Origin of the sequence: Paenibacillus sp. FSL M7-0896 (assembly GCF_037975415.1) — a bacterium.
Lineage (GTDB): Bacteria > Bacillota > Bacilli > Paenibacillales > Paenibacillaceae > Paenibacillus_AQ > Paenibacillus_AQ silagei.
Genome location: NZ_CP150250.1, coordinates 1,761,871 through 1,779,993 on the forward strand (window position 1 = coordinate 1,761,871; position 18,123 = coordinate 1,779,993).

An 18,123-nucleotide genomic window follows, 5' to 3' on the forward strand; every position below is an offset into this window, starting at 1 on the left:
GCTTTTTCTCTCGGCCAGAAGAAGCGGGAGTGGTCTTCTAGGGTCAAGACCCATTCCGCAAAGGTAGCTGGCGGCATGTTCCGAAGGCTTGTATGCATTCTGCGATTGTTGTAGAAGTCCATGTATCGGTCCACCGCTTCATAGGCCTCTTCGAACGTGTCGAAGGCCTCTTTGCGGAATAAATCCCGATCGATATTACTGTGGAACGATTCAATAAAAGCATTTAAATCCGGCGTTCGAGGCGGAATGCGTTCATGGTCATCTCCCAGCTTTCACACATGTCGCCAAACAGATGGCTGACGAACTGTGGGCCATTGTCGGTGCGGATCACCGGGCGTGCGCTGTCAGGGGCGCAGTGTTGCTCCATGGCGCGTCCCAGCGTCTGGCAGGCGTGCTTGGCCTCACACGACGATCCGCGGTGGTAGCCGACGATGACACGGGTAAACACATCGATAATGCTCAGGACAAAGAAATGCCTATCGCGGCCCGCCACGTAACCGTACTTAATGTCCATCTGCCAGAGCTGGCCCGCCCCTGTAATGACCCGGTTCTCCGGCAGCTTCCGAGGATGCTTAAAACGCTTGTGACGCTGCGGCTGCAGGATATCCAGCGCCTGACACAGCCGGTAGCTTTTCTTGTGATTGAGCCTCAGCCCGTGCTGGTTCCACAAGCACTTGGCCAGCAGTTTGTACCCGTACACGTGCTCCTCTCCAGCGATTAATTCCAGCAGCCATTCCTGGATTTCCTCGTCGCTAATCTTCTCTCCAGACTCGGTCAGGGAATAGCCGGGTACGGGTCTTCCGCGCCCCGGGGGTACGGCCTGGGCATCCTGCTTCTTGCGTTTCTTACGGTCGTAATACGTAGACTCTGCTAGCCCCACGAGACGTAGTACCAACGCTGCGGTATTCCCCTGCTTAATGAACATGTCGGCTACCTCGATTTTTTCGGATAAGCAGGGGTTGGCTTTTTTAGCAGTTCACGCAGAATCTCGATCTCTAACTCCTTTTCGCCGAGGATCTTGACGGCCTTCTCGTATTTCTGCTCCACGTCCAGGAGGCGCTTCAGTTCCTCCACCTGCTCCTGAGGATACGGATGATCTTGTTCCCCATGGGCCTCTCGGTAGTCCCTCACCCACTGATTCACCGTCGATGGGGTCACCCCATACTTTCGGGCAACCACCGCTGCCTTAATGCCAGACAACACCTCTTGCGCAGCCTTCTCTCTTGTTCCTGTTAAGTGTCCCATACCGTTCATCCTCCTCCTATATCTAGTCTACATTTTTGTGGGGGAGGACTCCAACTTCTTTAGGGGGCTGTGGAGCTAGTGCACCTGAATTCGGCCAAAATGGGCAAATGAGTTAAATGAGGAGCACTAGTGCACCTGAATTCGGCCAAAATGGGCAAATGAGCTAAATGAGGAGCATTAGTGCACCTGAATTCAGCAATATTGGGCAAATGAGCTAAATGAGGAGCACTAGTGCACCTGAATTCCGCCAAAGTGGGCAAATGAGCTAAATGAGGAGCATTAGTGCACCTGAATTCGGAGAATGTGTGCTAGTTGAGCAAATGTGGACCCCCGTTCGAACTTGTTACAAATAGCTTAATATTGTGGTTTCGTAAATTTTCGTTACTAAAATAGTATTAATGTAATAAAATTACAATTATATGTGATTATCTGAGCTTCCGAGTATTAATTTTGCACATTAATCTCTGCTCATAAGTCACAAATAACGCTTTACAAAGGGAAATAACGGTGTAATAATGAAACCGAAACCGATTTCGGAAAGCGGTACCGGGCTTTGCGATTATGTGGTCATACGCAATCAAGAATACGTCTGCTGTTAGGAAAAGGGAGGATGAATGTATTGAAGGAGCAATCAAAGGTGTCAAGATCGGGCTGGAGCTTCACCGGGAATAACGGGGACTTTCGGCTGGAGCAGCCGGACCGGAGCAGCTTTTTATATTTTCCGCTGGTGAATGAAGGGGGCATGATGTCCTCGGTCAGTCCTAAGCTGCATGGTCAGGCCACTTCGGGCCATAATACCTTTCTGACACCGCCAATCTCCGTGGAGGATCTGCATAACTCCCGCGCCTCGCGCAATTTCTGGGTGTACATTGAAGGCAAGGGCGCCTGGTCGGCTGCCGGCAATTCTGCACGGCAGAATGCGGCGTTCTATGGCGAAGCAGCAGATGAATCCTTGCTGGAGGCAGGACTTCTGTGGCATCGGGTGACGCGGGAGAGTAAGGAGCTGGGGCTGAGAGCGGAGATCACAAGCTTCGTACCCTGCGGCAACGACAAGGTTGAGCTGATGAAGGTGGTACTTACGAACAGCGGTACAGAGGCGCTTACGCTGACATCTACAGCGGCTATTCCGTTGTATGCGCGTTCTGCGGATGATCTGCGCGATCACCGGCATGTCACCTCGCTGCTGAACCGGATCTATACTTCGGCGTATGGCGTAGAGGTGCAGCCTGCGCTGTCCTTCGACGAACGCGGCCACCGGGTGAATCATACTTCGTACGGGGTATTCGGGGCTGGTGAGGGCGGAGCGCTGCCAACCGGATTATTCCCGGTGCAGGAGGAATTCATCGGCGAGGGCGGAAGTCTGGACTGGCCGGAAGCGGTCGTGAACAATCTGGCGCCGCCGATTGGGGAAGATGGCGGAGTGCCTTGGGAAGGATATGAGGCGCTGGGTGGTTTGCGGTTCGCCGCAATCACTTTGGAGCCGGGTCAGAGTCATTCTTATGTCGTAGTCATGGCGATTGACAATGATAGAATCGATGTGCAGGCGCTGATGGCCAAATATGGCTCTGCTGCGGCTTTTGACGCGTTGCTTGATGAGAATAAACGCTTCTGGGCGGATAAAGTCAATACGGTAGAATTCCATACCGGAGATCACGCCGCCGACGAATGGATGAAATGGGTCACGCTGCAGCCGGTGCTGCGCAGGCTATACGGCAACTCGTTCCTGCCTTACCACGATTATGGCAGAGGGGGACGCGGCTGGCGCGATCTCTGGCAGGATTGCTTGGCTCTGTTGATTATGGAGCCTGCGGATGTGCGCAGCCTGCTGCTGAACAACTATGCCGGAGTTCGAATTGACGGAAGCAATGCGACGATCATCGGGCAGCAGCCGGGCGAATTCATTGCCGACCGCAACAATATTCCCCGGGTCTGGATGGACCATGGTGCGTGGCCGTTCCTGACTACCATGCTATACCTGGATCAGAGCGGGGATCTGGACTTCCTGCTGCAGGAGCAGACTTATTTCCGTGATACCTTCATGAACCGCTGTAAGGACCGCGACGCCTCCTGGGAGCCGGGGGCAGGAAGCAGTCTGCGGACAACTGCGGGCGAAGAATATACAGGTACTATTCTGGAGCATATCCTGCTGCAGAATCTGGTTCCTTTCTTCAATGTGGGTGAGCACAATAACATCCTGCTGGAAGGCGCAGACTGGAACGATGGCCTCGATATGGCAGCACAGCGGGGCGAAAGTGTTACATTCACAGCCTTCTATGCCAGCAACCTGCTCGATCTGTCCAAACTGCTGGTTACCCTGAAGGAACGGACTGGCGGAGATACGCTGGAGCTGGCCGAAGAGATGGTGCTGCTGCTTGACTCGCTCGGCCAAGCTGTCGATTATGAATCGGTGACGGCCAAGCATGAGCTGCTCAGCCGCTTCTATGCTGCTGCACCGAATAAGGTGAGCGGGGTAAGAGCCGTGCTGACGCTTGAAGAGGTTGCAGCAGATCTCGCCCGTAAGGCGGAATGGATCTTCGATCACCTGCGCTGCAATGAATGGGTAGAGAGCGGACACGGTGACGGCTGGTTCAACGGCTATTATAATAATGACGGTGAACGTGTAGAAGGGGAATGGGCGGAGAGCACACGGATGACGCTTACCGGTCAGGTCTTCCCGCTCCTCGGCCACGCTGCTGCTCCAGAGCAGATTCCTGCGATCATCTCTGCGGTAGAGCGCAATCTGTACGATGAGAAAATCGGCTACCGTCTGAACAGCAACTTCGGCGGCATTCAGCAGAATCTGGGCCGGGCATTCGGCTTCGCCTTCGGACACAAGGAGAACGGAGCCATGTTCAGCCACATGACCGTTATGTACGGCAATGCGCTGTATAAGCGCGGATACGTCAAAGAAGGCCGCAAGGTGCTGGATTCACTGTATAACCTGAGTGCGAACTTCGAGGTGAGCCGGATGTATCCCGGAATTCCGGAATATATCAACGAGCAGGGCAGAGGAATGTATACGTATCTGACAGGCTCGGCAAGCTGGCTGCTGCTAACGATGGTAACTGAGGTATTTGGCGTCAAAGGCAAGCTCGGCGATCTGCTGCTGCAGCCGAAGCTGGTGAATGAACAGTTTGACGGCGATAAGAGCGCCTCGATCAAGACTATCTTTGCCGGACGCGAGCTGAAAGTCGTCTATATGGCCTCTGGAAGCACGGAATACGGAGAGTATCAAATACACGCAGCCCGCTTGAACGGGGCTGAGGTAACGCTTCAGCGCGTCTCAGAGGGTGCTGTGATTCCACGCAGCCTGTTGACAGACCTGCCTGAAGGAGAAATTCATCTGCTGGAGGTAGAGCTGGCCTAAAGCCGGAGCTGCTGAATTCTATCGCCTGCTCTGCCGGTCCGCGCGGAGCAGGCGTTTTAATATCCAAATAACCCGTATAGAATGGGCTTGGAAATGCTATGATAGGATGTGCTGCGTCCAACCAGGACAGAAAGGAAAGAGATCAATGACACGTATACTATCCAATGGAGTACTGAGCGTAGAGATTGCTGATGTGGGAGCCTATGGAGGCACCCGTTTTGACTGGACAGGATTTATTACAGGCGTGAAGCTGGACGAGGGCGGGCATACCTTTTGTGTTCCGGAAAGTCTGGTGCCTGGGCAGGGTACTGGAGGGATAGGCCTCTGCAATGAGTTTGGCATTTCCCGGGCAATTGGCTATGAAGATGCTGCTCCTGGGGAATGGTTCCCCAAGCCCGGCATCGGGCTGCTGCAGAAGCAAAGTGATGAGCCTTATTCATTCGTCGGGGAGTATCCGCTTAAGCCATTCCCGATCACTGAAGAGTGGAGCGAAGACTCGGTTACATACACTGTGCAGCCGCTGGAATGCCGGGGATACAGCATGCGGCTGGTCAAGACATTGAAGCTTGAAGATAACCGGCTGGATATTTTCTACAGGATAGAGAATACAGGGACCGAAGTGCTGCGGATTGAAGAGTATATTCATAATTTTGTCGGCATTGATGGGGCGCTGGTAGGGACGGATTATGAGCTTAGGCTGCCGGGAACGCCCCAGATCGTGGCCCCGGAATCGGCGTATACGGAGAATTTGCTCAGCATAGACGGGAATAGCCTGACATGGGCCGGGGAACCGGACCGCCAATTCTATTGCAGACTCGAAGGCTGGGAGCAGGCGGAGGCGGACTATTACTGGGAGCTGATCCATAAGCCTACTAAGGCCTGCATCAGAGAGAGCGGAGATTTCGCTGCTGAGCGGATTGCGCTGTGGGGAGACAAGCATGTAATTTCACCCGAGGTTTTTGCAGACATCACTATTTTACCGCGTCACAGCAAGGGTTGGAGCCGCAGCTACCTGTTTTCAGCCTCCTGATTGCGGCCTAGCTTACCTCATATGTGAATAATTATACTTGCTGGTGTTTATCGTTATCTGCTATCATAGCGATATCCATATTCATAGGAGAGAAAGGGTGGGAGTTATTTTGAGCAAGAGAGCATACAATTTTAATGCCGGTCCGGCCGCATTGCCGCTGGCAGTATTGGAACGTGCACAGGCGGAGTTCGTTGAATTCCGGGAGAGCGGAATGTCCATTATGGAGATGTCGCACCGCGGGGCGATATACGAATCCGTGCATAATGAAGCTCAGGAACGCCTGCTTTCGCTCCTCGGCAATCCGCAGGGCTACAAGGTATTGTTCATCCAGGGCGGAGCAAGCACACAGTTCGCCATGGTTCCGATGAACCTTATCGCTGAAGGCCAGGTCGGCAGTTATGTCATGACAGGAAGCTGGGCGGACAAAGCCCTGAAGGAAGCCAAGCTGACAGGCGGCGGTCATGTAGCCGCATCCTCCGCAGACAAGAAATTCCTGGCTATTCCTGAGCTTAGCAGCATCAAGGCTGCGGACAATGCCGCTTACCTGCATATCACCTCGAATGAGACGATTGAAGGCACGCAGTATGCACAGTATCCTGATGCCGGTAACATTCCGCTGGTTGCCGATATGTCCAGTGATATTCTGAGCCGCGACTTCGATGTGAACCAATTCGGTCTGATCTATGCCGGTGCGCAGAAGAATCTCGGACCGTCGGGCGTTACCGTAGTGATTGCCAAGGAAGAGCTGATCGCAAGTTCTCCGGCGAATATTCCGACGATTCTGCGGTATGATACTCATTACAAGAACAACTCTCTCTACAATACGCCGCCATCCTTCTCTGTATATATGGTTAACGAAGTGTTAAAATGGATTGAGGAACAGGGCGGGCTTGCCGGCACTGAAGCCAAAAACCGTGACAAAGCAGGTCTCCTGTATGATTATATCGACGGCAGCGACGGCTTCTACCGCGGAGTTGCGGAAGAAGGCAGCCGTTCCATCATGAATGTAACGTTCCGGATGCAATCGGAGGAGCTGGAGAAGCAGTTCATCAAAGCTTCCGAAGCGGAAGGCTTTGTCGGCCTCAAGGGACACCGCAGCGTAGGCGGCTTACGGGCTTCGATCTACAACGCAGTCCCACATGAGAGTGTTAAGGCGCTGGCTGATTTCATGAAGCATTTCCGGCAAACTCAAGGGTAATGAAAGAACGTTCCTGACCTTCCGCCTTGCAGCGGAAGGTTTCTTCTTGCCCGCAGCCAGGATCATTGAGTCCGGCCTGTATCTGCAAGCAGCATCAAGAATACATCACAGGGCCATGGAGGGCACTCGCGGATACTTACTCCGCCGCACTCCTTAAGACCCTACAGAAAGGAAGCATTCGTATTATGGCATTACACATTGTGCTGGTGGAACCGGAAATACCGGCGAATACCGGCAATATCGCCCGCACCTGTGCGGCCACAGGAACCCATCTCCATCTCGTGCACCCGCTGGGCTTCCGCACAGACGATGCTACGCTGAAGCGTGCCGGACTCGATTATTGGCATGCAGTGAATATTGAATATCATAATTCCTTCAGTGAAGTACTGGAGAAGTATCAGGAAGGGCGGTTCTTCTACGCGACCACCAAGGCCAAGAAGCGCTATAGCGATTTCGCTTTCCGGGATGGAGACTTCTTCGTGTTCGGGAAAGAAACCAAGGGGTTGCCGGCAGAGATCCTGGAGGCTGGTCAGGAAACGGCGATGCGGATGCCGATGAGCGAGGCGGTCAGATCGCTTAATTTGTCCAATTCGGCAGCGATTGTGGTCTATGAAGCGCTCCGGCAGCTCGATTTCCCACAACTTTTCTAAAAGTTGACATCATTTTTTATTTTTTTCAGCAGGATTCGACATTTTAGTAACGAAATAGTTGATTAGTGCCGAAGAAAGTAATAGGGTACGTGAACTTGGATGTCAGAAATGGCACTACTAATCATAAGTTGAACAGGAGAGTGTAAGTTAGATATGAAACCTGCTGGCGTTGTACGTAAAGTAGATCAGCTGGGTAGAATTGTTCTGCCTAAGTCTCTGCGTAAAAGGTATCAAATGAATGAAGGTGATCCTGTAGAAATTCTTGTTCAGGGCGACCACATTATTCTGGAGCGTTACCGTCCGAAGTGTGTCTTCTGCGGATCTATGGAAGGCGTAAGCGAATATAAAGACCGTTACATTTGTTCAAGCTGCCTTACCGAGATGACCCAACTGCCAAAACACGCGTAAGCGTAGAGCGCATCAATTATCTACATAGGGTAAAACGCGTAAGCGCGTCTTATAACATGGATGCTGGTTGGACTCGGCTTCAGTGAATAGTGAAGAACACAAAAAGAGCGCCGCACACATCAGTGCGGTGCTCCTTTTTGTGGTATACGTCCATCAGATTGTTCGCGGAGGGCGGGTCACAGCCCCTTAGTCTTGTCGTCGTTGTAGGAAGAAGTAAGAATACCAGCCAGAAACAGTACAAATACCAGGGTCACGATCCAAAAAGTCAGGGAGAACGACATGCAGGCACCTCCATTATTGACGATCTTCGTTACCCTGAGTATACCCTTTTAATCTGTAAAAATAAATGAAAATGTGATATTTAGCATTGACGGTTATACTCGGAATTACTTGAAGAACAAGAAGTTGGTTGGGACGCGGCGCAAATTGCCGTCGGAAGGCTTGTTAATGACCTTGCCGCGGAAAATCATGGACGATGAGCCGCCGCCGTCCAGGTTATAAGCATCGATGACGCCGAGATTGTACAGCTTATCCTGCAGCTCAGCCAGTGTAGCTCCCGAGTTACCGTTCTCGTTATATCCGTCAGCGACCAGAATCAGCAGCTGATTATCCTTGTAGTTACCGATGACGGTCCGCGGTGCCCGCTTCGGGGCCAGCTGCCATTTCAGCGGAATGGCTGTCTTGCTCTGATTCTTCAGCAGCACAGGGACGAAGGTTGCTCCGAATACCGGCTCCAGCTGATCGAGCTGGTCACGACTGGTGAATTTGCCGCCGATCAGCTGGCCGGATTTGTTCAGGCCGACGAAGCTGAGATCCTTGTAGCTGGGCTCGAAGCCGTACAGATATTCTCCGCCGACGATGGTGGTCGAGAGCGGATAACGCTTGCCGTTCTGATCAGCGAAGCCGCCGGCATTAATACCGGCCGAGGCACCGTAGCGGTTCACGGCCTGCAGTGTGGTCTCGGAAGCGCCCGTGCCGTCACCGGCCAGGCTCATCTTCATGGCTGAGGTATCCTTCAGCTTAATCTTCATTGCGTATGCTGTATAATTGCCGGGGTTCAGCCGGTATAATTCAATGGTAATCCGGTCGCTGCTGATCACATCGGCAGGAATGCCGAGCCGGGAACTAATCCGGCGGTTGTAGATCCGCTCAGGACGGGAGGTCTGGGCCGTTGCTGTGCTGACCAGTGTGTTCATAGCGTTCGTGGTCTGCTTGTAGAGCTGTGCGCTGGTACCGATAGAGTCTATGGTGTAAGCGGCATAGCTCTTGGCTACAGCCAGGTCCTGCTTCAATTGCGCGGTTTCATTCACGGGTCCGGGGTCAGCTGCGAAGGGGGCGGTATTCAGCTTAAGCTCAAGCGGAGGCTGGTACAGCCACAGACAGAGCAGCAGTCCGAACAATGGAGCGGTCAGGAGCATGAAGAACCGGTTCACTCTTTTGACAGGCGTCATCATTTCAGCAGATCCATCTCTTTCTTGAGCGTATCAAGCTGTTTCTTGACCTCGCTTAATTGCGTGTACAGCTTGTTGCTGTTGTCCGTCTTGTTACTGGCATTATCCTTGGTGAAGGTCAGCAGCTCGTTGAACGTCTGCACGGTGCTCTGAAGCTCCTTCACTTGTTCTGACAGGACGGCGATCTTCGACTCGTAGTCGGTCTTCAAAACGGTAAGCTGCTGCTGGCTTTGAGATCCAAGCTCGCTCAGCACCTGATCCTTCAGATGATTGGTGTAGCTGTACACGGCATATACGCCGGCTGTGATCATCAGAATCCAGAACAGTAGAAACCATTTGACGGACGAGCCGCTTCTCTCTGCACTCCGGCGAGAGTGTACCCGGGTCGATTCCGCTAGCGGTTGCATTTCATCACCTCAAGCCATATTTTTTCAAGTTCTCATTCTATCAGACTTTCAGGTTTTTCGCAAAAGTGAAAGAGCCGCGCAGAAACGACAAAAAGTAATTGCATCCTGTTAAACTACTGCGATACAATTTCTATAGATTGGAATATCTGATGGACGTATTCAAGGTAAAAGTAGGAAGAATAGACTTATGACAGCATAGATCCTTGCTTGCGTGTTGACAGGAAACGCTTACAGCGCTTTCCATTCTGGAAAATTATATAGATAGCAGGAGGTCTGGGCATTAATGACGAAGGTCTGGCAGGTGGTCATCGTGGGATGTCATCCCACAAGTATGCTGGGAACAAAATTAATTCTGGAAGATGAGGAGGGACTAACGGTAGACGGCATGTTCGCTACCTGGGAAGAATGTCTCGCGGGCATGGAGGAATTAAGGCCTGATCTGGTGCTGAGTGATTATCAGATGCATGACGGAACCGTAGAGCAGGTGCTGCCGGACATGAAAAAAAGCTCACCGTGCTCCCACATTATTATCATGACGGAGGAGAACGATAAGGAGATATTCCTGCCCCTGATTGAACTGGGAGCGAGCGGGGTATTGTCGAAGGGAGCCACCCCGGATCAGCTTCTGCAGATGATCCGCGGCATCCGCGAAGGGTTCCTCTCCATTCCGCTGGAATGGATCGAAAAGGGCTTCCGTCCGGTAGCCTCCTCCAGAGGGCTGGAAGGTGTCTTGCAGCTGACACAGACGGAGATGTTCATCATGGAACGCATTGTGCAAGGAATTACATACGACAAAATCGCACTTGAAATTGAAGTCAGCCGCCGTTCGATCGATAACTACCTGCGAAAGATTTATGTGAAGCTGGAAGTATCGACAAGAGCGCAGGCAATTGAGAAGTTCGCGCTTTTCTCAAGACAGAACAAGCAAATCTACGCATAATCCCTGTATTACGACATAATGGCGTCAGGACTGGAATATTCTTAAACCAGATAAAGGGGGGAAGCGTATGAAGTATGAGTTTTCTTCGCGCGCACATACATTGTTATCTTCACCGCTGCTGAGTATCCGTAAGGAGACACGCCGGGGTACGCTGATCTCGCTGGCAGAGGAGCTCCCGGCAGAAGAATTATTTCCGCTGTCACTGCTGTCTGAGGCGGCATCTACCGTGATCTCCACAGATGCAAGTGCGCTGCAGTACGGGGAGCCTGAAGGGTATGGCCCGCTCCGCGAATGGCTGACCGGAGATTGGCTCCGCAGCAAAGGGGTGGCGGTAACCGAAGGCGGAGTGCTGCTGACAACGGGCAGCCAGCAGGCCATCGATCTGCTGTCCAGGGTGTACATCGATCCCGGGGATCATGTGCTGGTTGAGAATCCGACTTCTCCCGGTATTCTGCAGGCGCTGCGGATGCAGGGAGCCGTCATTATTCCGGTCCAGGGGGATGGGGACGGCCTGCTGCCGGATCATCTGCGCCGAACGATCCGCAGCTATAGGCCCAAGATGCTGTTCGCTGCGCCAAGCTTCACCAACCCCAGCGGAGTACTCTGGAGCCTTGCCCGGCGGCAAGAGATTCTGGAGCTGTGTATCTCACATAATGTGCTGATCGTGGAGGATGATTCCTATGGCGATCTGCACTTCCAGCGGAGTGAGGGCCACCCCTCCAAGAAATATCCTACTCTATATGCGCTGGAGAATGTCAGCGAGGGCGGGCATGTGCTGTACATCGGCTCCTTCAGCAAGACGGTCGCGCCGGCGCTGCGGACGGGCTGGGCGGCGGGAAGCCGCGAGCTGATCGGCATGATGGCTGCCGCCAAGCAGATGGCGGACTGGCAGTCCAGCTCGCTGAACCAGCGCCTGCTGCATCATCTGCTCAGTGTGTCGGCCTTTGATCTAAGGGAGCATATCGCGCTGCTGAACCGCGAATACAATACCCGCCTGAAGCTGATGGCGGAGCTGCTGAAGCGTCCGGCCTGGAAGCACAGCGTGTATGATATGCCGGCCGGCGGCATGTTCCTCTGGGTATCGCTGCCTGAAGGCCTGGACGCGATGGCTCTGCTGCGGGCTTCGCTGTCCAAGGGGGTAGCCTTCCTGCCTGGTCCGCTCTGCAGTGTAAGCGGAGGCTCAGACCGTATCCGGCTCAACTTTAGCCATCCCGGCCGCGATGAGCTGCTGCTTGGAATGAATCTGATGAGCGAAGCGGTGACCGAGTTCACGGCGCGCAGCTAGGGGAGAAGGAACGGGCGCAAATATGAGCTTCACAGAAATTGAGCGGATTTTCATTTGAATTTTGCCGGATGCTATGTTAGGCTGGAGTCAATTAAATCTTCCATAAACACATCGTTTACTGGATTGTTACTGGCCGTGCCAGGCAAAACCTAAACTGATGGTGACTGATTTGAACCCGTTCGCCGGGCTCGATGATCTTGCCATAGGTTTAGGTTTTTCTGTTATATAGGCCATGCAGAAAGATCATAATGAAAAGGGGTAAGGACTATGGCTACAGTACTTAACGGATTTCCTGAGCATTTCTTATGGGGCGGGGCAACCGCTGCCAATCAGCTGGAGGGCGCTTTTGATCAGGGAGGCAAAGGGCTGTCAACCGCAGATATGATCGCCTTCGTGCCAAAGGATAAGCGCACAGGGGATCATTCCATGGAGATCTCTTCGGAGCGTATCGCCCGGATTCTTGCCGGAGAGACGGATGACTGGTTCCCGAAACGCGAAGGCGTTGACTTCTATCACCGCTACAAGGAGGACATTGCTCTATTCGCCGAAATGGGCTTCAAGGTGTTCCGGCTGTCGATTAACTGGGCACGGATCTTCCCGAACGGCGATGATGCCGAGCCTAACGAGCAGGGTCTGCAATTCTACGACGATGTATTCGATGAACTGTTGAAATACGGCATTGAGCCGCTGGTTACTCTCTCGCACTATGAGACTCCGCTCGGTCTTACACAGAAGTATAACGGCTGGGCCAGCCGTGAAGTGGTCGGCTTCTATGTGAAGTATGCTGAGACTGTATTTACACGTTACCGGAAAAAAGTAAAGTACTGGCTGACCTTCAACGAGATCAATGTCATGCTGTTCAGCCCGTATACCGGAGGCGGTATTCTTACAGACCGTGTGGAGAACAAGCTGCAAGCGGTCTTTCAGGGGCTGCACCATCAGTTCGTAGCAAGCGCCCTGGTTACCAGACTCGGACATGAAATTATTCCAGGCTCGCAGATTGGCTGTATGCTGGCCCGTATGGAGAGCTACGCGCATACCTGCAATCCGGCGGATGTACGTAAGAGACAGCAGGAGGACCAGCTGAATCTGTTCTTCACGGATGTGCATGCGCGCGGCAAGTACCCGCGTTATATGAACCGTTATTTTGCCGAGAACCATATTGAGATTGTCCGTGAACCGGGGGATGATGAGCTTCTTGCTGCGAATACAGTAGATTTCATCTCGTTCAGCTATTATATGACGCTTACGGTGTCCGCAGGTCCGGAGGGTGAGGCGACTGAAGGAAATCTGCTAGGCGGCATCAAGAACCCGTATTTGAAGGCCTCCGACTGGGGCTGGCAGATTGATCCTGCGGGTCTGCGCATTACCCTGAATAACCTGTACGACCGTTACCAGAAGCCGTTGTTCATCGTAGAGAACGGGCTGGGCGCATATGACAAGGTGGAGGAAGACGGATCGATCCATGACCATTACCGGATTGATTATTTGCGGGAACACATCAAGGAGATGAAGGAAGCGGTTAAGGACGGCGTGGAGCTGATGGGCTATACGGCCTGGGGCCCGATTGACCTGGTGAGCATGTCGACCTCGGAAATGTCCAAGCGCTACGGCTTCATCTACGTAGACCTGGACGACACGGGAAGCGGCACGCTGAACCGCAGCAAGAAGGATTCGTTTGAGTGGTACAAGCAGGTAATTTCGTCGAACGGTGAAATATTGTAGGTGAAATGGGGCAAGCTTAAGAAGCACAGGCCTTAATAAACCGTTTTCATAAAAGTGTTGTCATATTAACAATGATATGCTAAGATGCTGCTACAGGTAGAATAACTGGATTGTTACTGTTCATTCAGGCAAAACCAGAAACGGGCACTCTTTTGATGCCGTTTTGGTTTTGCCTTTTTTAACACGATAATGTTGTATCCCCGCGCCTGCGGGGGGATTTTATTACTCTGACGGTGTAAGGTGATGGAATGAAAATTGCTAAGGTGCTCAACAACAATGTGGTCACCGTACTCGATGCCAGCGGGAAGGAACGGGTCGTAATGGGCCGCGGTATCGCCTTCAAGAAGCAGGCCGGGGATGATGTTGAGGATGCTCAGGTCGAGAAGGTATTCGCCCTGGAGAATAAAGAAGGTTCACAGAAGCTGATGTCGCTTCTCTCGGAGATCCCGCTGGAATATGTGGAATGCACCGATGAAGTGATCCGTTATGCCGAGACGGTGCTCGGAGAGAAGCTGCATGACAGCATCTATATCTCACTGACGGACCATATCCATTTCGCCATCGACCGCCACCGTCAGGGGCTTCAAATCAAGAATGCACTGCTGTGGGAAATCAAGCGGATGTACCGTAAGGAGTTCTCCATTGGACTCAAGGCGCTGCAAATTATCGAGGAACGGCTTGGGGTTTTGCTGCCGGAGGACGAGTGCGCTTTCATCGCGATGCATTTGGTTAATGCGCAGATGAACGGTGAGATGCGGGAGACGGTAAGCATCACGAATATCGTGAAGGACATCTTGAATATTGTCCGGCGGAGCTTCCTGATTGAGCTGGATGAAGAATCACTCGGGTATTACCGCTTTCTGACCCATCTGAAGTTCTTTGCGCAGCGGGTGGTTCAGGGCACTCCGATGGAGGAGCGGGACCAGGATCATGCGCTGCATGATCTGGTCATGAAGCAGTACCCGGCTGCCCATGCGGTTGCGGTGAAGATAGCGGACTATTCCCGCAAGATATACAAACGGGTCTTGTCCAAGGAAGAAATATTGTATCTGACCATTCATATTGAACGGATTATCCGTAATGAGGATATAACAGAATAATGTGGTGCAGGATTGCTACTCGGAACAGAGGCAAAACCTAAACCCGGACAGTGCTGGAGGCAGAAGACTGCCTTTCCCCGCTGATCGGCGTTTAGGTTTTTTATTGTGCATAGAACATACTACATCTAAGGAGCAACATCTTATGAATACAAAAGAGCTGTCCAAAGAAATATTGAAGCTTGTCGGCGGAGAAGACAATATCGATCAGGTAACCCACTGTATGACCCGTCTGCGCTTCAATCTGAATGACAACAACCGTGCGGACAAAGCGGCCCTGCAGAAGATGGACGGGGTTATGGGCGTGATGATTAACGGCGGGCAATTCCAGGTCATTATCGGCAATGATGTGCCGGTGGTCTACAATGAGCTGATTGGCAATATGTCCGTTTCTCCTGAGAAGAAGGCTTCCGGTGACAAGGTGGAGAAAAAGAAGCAGAATCCGCTCAGCAAGCTGTTTGACTTCATCTCGGGAATCTTCACACCGATCCTGCCGGCCATTACCGGTGCGGGGATGATCAAGGGGATTGTCGCCCTGCTGGTGGCGGTGGGCTGGATGGGGACAGAGAACTCCACGTATATCATACTATCGGCGATCGGGGACGGTGCTTTTTACTTCCTGCCGATTGTTCTGGCCATCAGCGCTGCCCGTAAGCTGGGAAGCAATATGTACATCGCTGCTGCGATAGGTGCGGCCATTCTGCATCCGACCGTCACCAAGCTGCTGGGGTCCGGGGAGCCTGTTACCTTCGCTTCACTGCCGGTGGTAGCTGCAACTTACGCTTCGTCTGTCATTCCGATTGTGATTGCAGTATGGCTGGCCTCCTATGTGGAAAAAGCCGTTGATAAAGTAACCCATGCTTCCCTGAAGCTGATTATCGTTCCGACAGTTACGCTGCTGGTCATTGTGCCGCTTACCCTGATTGCCGTAGGCCCGCTGGGAGTAATTATCGGGGATGGCCTGACTGGAGGGATCAGCTGGCTGTTCGAGAATACGGGATTGTTCGCAGGTCTGCTGCTGGGCGGAACCATGTCGCTGCTGATCATTACCGGGATGCACTATGCCCTGATTCCAATCATGATCGCATCCATTGCACAGCTTGGCTATGACTATATGATTCCGATTATGATGGTAGCGAACTTCGCCCAGGCGGGCAGTGCGCTGGGTGTCTCACTGAGAACGAAGAACAGCAAGCTGAAGTCCCTCTCCCTGTCCACAAGTATTACGGCTTTCATGGGGATTACAGAACCAGCTATGTACGGTGTGAATATGCGGCTTAAGAAACCGTTCATCGCTGCCCTGATCGGCGGAGCCGCCGGCGGTGCGTTCCTAAGCTTGTTCAAGGTAAAAGCGTATGTTATCGGCGGACTCGCCGGGCTCTCCGGCATCCCGATGGTTCTCGGTGCGACCTTTGTCTATTCGGTCATCGGCTTCGCCATCGGGGCGGCAGTTGCTGCCATTGTCACTTATATTATCGGCTTCGAGGATGAGCCGGAAGCTGCTGCTGCGCCTGCGGTGACTTCTGCCGAGCCTGTCGCATCTGACGCTAACACTACTGTTATCGGCGCTACTGCTGAGTCTACGATGGTGAATCAAGAGGTGTTCAGTCCGATTGCCGGAGCGGTGAAGCCGCTCAGCGAAGTGAGCGACCCGGCCTTCTCGGAAGAGATTATGGGTAAAGGATATGCCATTCAGCCGTCCGAAGGCCGCGTAGTCTCGCCGGTCCAGGGAACGGTGTTCTCGCTCTCGAAGAGCGGACATGCCATCGGTCTGGTCAGCGACAGCGGAGCGGAAATGCTGATCCATATCGGCATCGACACGGTGAAGCTGAAAGGCCTGCATTTCTCGCCCAAGGTAACCGCCGGAACCCGGGTGGCTATCGGCGATCTCCTGATGGAATTCGATCTGGTCGAGATCGAGAAGGCTGGCTATAGCACGATTACGCCGGTTATTATTACGAACATCCAGCAGTACCAGTCGATCCAGTCTGCTGGCGCCACCTCGGTTAAGGAGAAGGAGCTGCTGTATACGGTGCTTGCTTAGGGCGAGCCAGGAGCGAATAAGCGAAGGGCTGGGGCTTGGAGTGAATGAGTGAAGAGCACAGTATAAACCAGTAGGATATTCTAGAGTATAGATCAGGTAAGTGGATAGAGAAGGTACAAAGGAGTTGTCGCTCGCAGCAGGTCTGCGTGGGGACAACTCCTTTTGTGCTTGTATAGTTGGCGCGAGAGATGATTCGCAGGCCGAATGTGTGCGGAAAACTGAATACAATGTGCTGGACGAGGGTAAGTGGGCCGAATGTGTACGGAAAACCGAATACAATGTGATGGACGATGGTAAGTGGGCCGAATGTGTGCGGAAAACCGAATACAATGTGATGGGGCGATGGGGCGAAGGTAAGCGGACCAAATGTGTGTAAAAAACCGAATACATGTATTGGCGCTTATCCAGTAACTTCATTCTGTGGAGATAGGTGGAAAAAGAGCATCTAATTTGACTGGATTCCTCGAATTTGGGACTTTAGTTGGAAAAAATACATTTAATCATCTGAAATATGTTACTTAGAAGAAAATGGTGGAAAATAAGTGTTGTTTATCCAACTAATCTTTTGCGCCGGGAAAAACTCAATGATTTAAGTGTTGATTTTCCATCTATTAGCCGGGCAGTAGAGCGGGAACGCCTCACGATTGCGTGAATGCCCATGTAAAGGGAGGCGCTCCCACTCGGGTTTGGCAGGTGCAGCTGGCCCAGGTCCGGCTGTTGGAGTAGTGATCGGATGGGTAGGCGCGAGGCCCGGGTCCAGCAGGTGGAGCAGTGATCGGACAGATGGGCAGACACGGCGGCCTGGGTCCGGCTGTTGGGGCTGCGAACGGATAGGCAGTCGCAGCAGCCCAGGTCCGGCAGAGGAGCTGCGAACGGATGGACAAGCGCGGGCGGGCCGGGTTCAGCTGATGAAGCTGCGGCCAGAATCCGCTGAGATCCGCTCCGGCCGGGCGCGGGCCTACAGCTTGCCCGCGCTGATCTCCGCGACCGCTGCATACTCGATCAGCGCGGCTTGTCCGGCGGCCGTGAGCGTGTAGCGGCCGCGCTGCACCCGGAAGAACCACGCATAGTAGTTCTTCTGCAGGATCGCAGCGGCGCCGGGCACGCCGCTGCGCTTCCGCAGCGCGGCGGGCGTGACGCCGCGTGCGCCCTCGGCCCGGCTGTGCGCAGCCGCCGGGCCCGCACCCGCAGCGGCATCACCCGCCGCCGCTGCTGCCGTACCCGCGGCCGCCGGCTCCCCGGCGGCCAGGGCCGTGCCCGGCGCGCCGCTTAGCGC

At 53.2% G+C, this 18,123-nt stretch carries 16 protein-coding genes; 11 read left to right on the forward strand and 5 right to left on the reverse strand.

Annotated elements, in window-relative coordinates; translation table 11 throughout:
* Positions 1 to 223: 223 nt before the first annotated feature.
* The gene (locus tag MKY12_RS07370; protein WP_339313304.1) at positions 224 to 880 is read right to left on the reverse strand and encodes a DDE-type integrase/transposase/recombinase; all 657 of its coding nucleotides are present in this window, start codon (positions 878 to 880) and stop codon (positions 224 to 226) included.
* Between the two features lie 50 nt (positions 881 to 930).
* On the reverse strand, positions 931 to 1,245 hold the full coding sequence (locus tag MKY12_RS07375; protein WP_339313306.1) for a helix-turn-helix domain-containing protein: 315 nt from the start codon (positions 1,243 to 1,245) through the stop codon (positions 931 to 933).
* Positions 1,246 to 1,864: 619 nt separating this feature from the next.
* Between MKY12_RS07375 and MKY12_RS07380 the strand changes: the two genes are divergently transcribed.
* The 5 genes from MKY12_RS07380 to MKY12_RS07400 all read left to right on the forward strand — a co-directional run bounded on the left by MKY12_RS07380 (position 1,865) and on the right by MKY12_RS07400 (position 7,898).
* Positions 1,865 to 4,612 (forward strand): cellobiose phosphorylase, encoded by a 2,748-nt coding sequence (locus MKY12_RS07380; RefSeq protein ID WP_339313307.1) that lies wholly within the window; start codon positions 1,865 to 1,867, stop codon positions 4,610 to 4,612.
* A 145-nt stretch (positions 4,613 to 4,757) separates the two neighbouring features.
* Positions 4,758 to 5,642 (forward strand): hypothetical protein, encoded by an 885-nt coding sequence (locus MKY12_RS07385; RefSeq protein ID WP_339313308.1) that lies wholly within the window; start codon positions 4,758 to 4,760, stop codon positions 5,640 to 5,642.
* 106 nt (positions 5,643 to 5,748) lie between these two features.
* Complete coding sequence (gene serC / locus MKY12_RS07390; RefSeq protein WP_036722639.1) at positions 5,749 to 6,840, forward strand: 3-phosphoserine/phosphohydroxythreonine transaminase; 1,092 nt, start codon at positions 5,749 to 5,751, stop codon at positions 6,838 to 6,840.
* Positions 6,841 to 7,025: 185 nt separating this feature from the next.
* On the forward strand, positions 7,026 to 7,490 hold the full coding sequence (gene trmL / locus MKY12_RS07395) for a tRNA (uridine(34)/cytosine(34)/5-carboxymethylaminomethyluridine(34)-2'-O)-methyltransferase TrmL (protein ID WP_036697752.1): 465 nt from the start codon (positions 7,026 to 7,028) through the stop codon (positions 7,488 to 7,490).
* Positions 7,491 to 7,643: 153 nt separating this feature from the next.
* Positions 7,644 to 7,898 (forward strand): AbrB/MazE/SpoVT family DNA-binding domain-containing protein, encoded by a 255-nt coding sequence (locus MKY12_RS07400; RefSeq protein WP_036697751.1) that lies wholly within the window; start codon positions 7,644 to 7,646, stop codon positions 7,896 to 7,898.
* Between the two features lie 386 nt (positions 7,899 to 8,284).
* Here the strand turns inward: MKY12_RS07400 and MKY12_RS07405 are convergent, their stop codons facing one another.
* Both MKY12_RS07405 and MKY12_RS07410 read right to left on the reverse strand, forming a co-directional pair.
* Positions 8,285 to 9,352 carry a phosphodiester glycosidase family protein gene (locus tag MKY12_RS07405; RefSeq protein ID WP_036722359.1) on the reverse strand — a complete coding sequence of 356 codons (1,068 nt, stop codon included), beginning with the start codon at positions 9,350 to 9,352 and terminating at the stop codon, positions 8,285 to 8,287.
* Positions 9,349 to 9,756: a hypothetical protein gene (locus MKY12_RS07410; protein WP_036722356.1), complete on the reverse strand. Its 408-nt coding sequence runs from the start codon at positions 9,754 to 9,756 to the stop codon at positions 9,349 to 9,351. Before MKY12_RS07410 ends, MKY12_RS07405 begins: the two co-directional genes overlap by 4 nt.
* 283 nt (positions 9,757 to 10,039) lie before the next feature.
* On the opposite strand from MKY12_RS07410, the gene MKY12_RS07415 reads away from it, so the two are divergent.
* The 6 genes from MKY12_RS07415 to MKY12_RS07440 all read left to right on the forward strand — a co-directional run bounded on the left by MKY12_RS07415 (position 10,040) and on the right by MKY12_RS07440 (position 17,884).
* Positions 10,040 to 10,696, forward strand: a complete 657-nt coding sequence (locus tag MKY12_RS07415; RefSeq protein ID WP_036722353.1) for a response regulator transcription factor — start codon at positions 10,040 to 10,042, stop codon at positions 10,694 to 10,696.
* A 67-nt stretch (positions 10,697 to 10,763) separates the two neighbouring features.
* A complete protein-coding gene (locus MKY12_RS07420) occupies positions 10,764 to 11,981 on the forward strand; it encodes a PLP-dependent aminotransferase family protein (protein ID WP_076079779.1) in 1,218 nt (405 codons plus the stop codon).
* 267 nt (positions 11,982 to 12,248) lie between these two features.
* On the forward strand, positions 12,249 to 13,706 hold the full coding sequence (locus MKY12_RS07425) for a 6-phospho-beta-glucosidase (RefSeq protein WP_339313309.1): 1,458 nt from the start codon (positions 12,249 to 12,251) through the stop codon (positions 13,704 to 13,706).
* 248 nt (positions 13,707 to 13,954) lie between these two features.
* Positions 13,955 to 14,806, forward strand: a complete 852-nt coding sequence (locus MKY12_RS07430; RefSeq protein WP_209872925.1) for a PRD domain-containing protein — start codon at positions 13,955 to 13,957, stop codon at positions 14,804 to 14,806.
* A gap of 142 nt (positions 14,807 to 14,948) precedes the next feature.
* Positions 14,949 to 16,847 carry a beta-glucoside-specific PTS transporter subunit IIABC gene (locus tag MKY12_RS07435; RefSeq protein WP_339313310.1) on the forward strand — a complete coding sequence of 633 codons (1,899 nt, stop codon included), beginning with the start codon at positions 14,949 to 14,951 and terminating at the stop codon, positions 16,845 to 16,847.
* A 725-nt stretch (positions 16,848 to 17,572) separates the two neighbouring features.
* A complete protein-coding gene (locus MKY12_RS07440) occupies positions 17,573 to 17,884 on the forward strand; it encodes a hypothetical protein (RefSeq protein ID WP_339315034.1) in 312 nt (103 codons plus the stop codon).
* On the opposite strand, the gene MKY12_RS07445 is transcribed toward MKY12_RS07440, so the two are convergent.
* Entirely contained in the window at positions 17,806 to 18,096 is a 291-nt protein-coding gene (locus tag MKY12_RS07445) for a DUF2161 family putative PD-(D/E)XK-type phosphodiesterase (protein WP_339314817.1), read from the reverse strand. The genes MKY12_RS07440 and MKY12_RS07445 overlap by 79 nt on opposite strands.
* Positions 18,097 to 18,123 lie beyond the last annotated feature (27 nt).

Coding starts and splice junctions, on each gene's coding strand:
- MKY12_RS07375 (WP_339313306.1), bottom strand. CDS start 1,245: ATGGGACACTTAACAGGAACAAGAGAGAAGGCTGCGCAAGAGGTGTTG.
- MKY12_RS07385 (WP_339313308.1), top strand. CDS start 4,758: ATGACACGTATACTATCCAATGGAGTACTGAGCGTAGAGATTGCTGAT.
- trmL (WP_036697752.1), top strand. CDS start 7,026: ATGGCATTACACATTGTGCTGGTGGAACCGGAAATACCGGCGAATACC.
- MKY12_RS07400 (WP_036697751.1), top strand. CDS start 7,644: ATGAAACCTGCTGGCGTTGTACGTAAAGTAGATCAGCTGGGTAGAATT.
- MKY12_RS07405 (WP_036722359.1), bottom strand. CDS start 9,352: ATGATGACGCCTGTCAAAAGAGTGAACCGGTTCTTCATGCTCCTGACC.
- MKY12_RS07410 (WP_036722356.1), bottom strand. CDS start 9,756: ATGCAACCGCTAGCGGAATCGACCCGGGTACACTCTCGCCGGAGTGCA.
- MKY12_RS07415 (WP_036722353.1), top strand. CDS start 10,040: ATGACGAAGGTCTGGCAGGTGGTCATCGTGGGATGTCATCCCACAAGT.
- MKY12_RS07420 (WP_076079779.1), top strand. CDS start 10,764: ATGAAGTATGAGTTTTCTTCGCGCGCACATACATTGTTATCTTCACCG.
- MKY12_RS07425 (WP_339313309.1), top strand. CDS start 12,249: ATGGCTACAGTACTTAACGGATTTCCTGAGCATTTCTTATGGGGCGGG.
- MKY12_RS07430 (WP_209872925.1), top strand. CDS start 13,955: ATGAAAATTGCTAAGGTGCTCAACAACAATGTGGTCACCGTACTCGAT.
- MKY12_RS07435 (WP_339313310.1), top strand. CDS start 14,949: ATGAATACAAAAGAGCTGTCCAAAGAAATATTGAAGCTTGTCGGCGGA.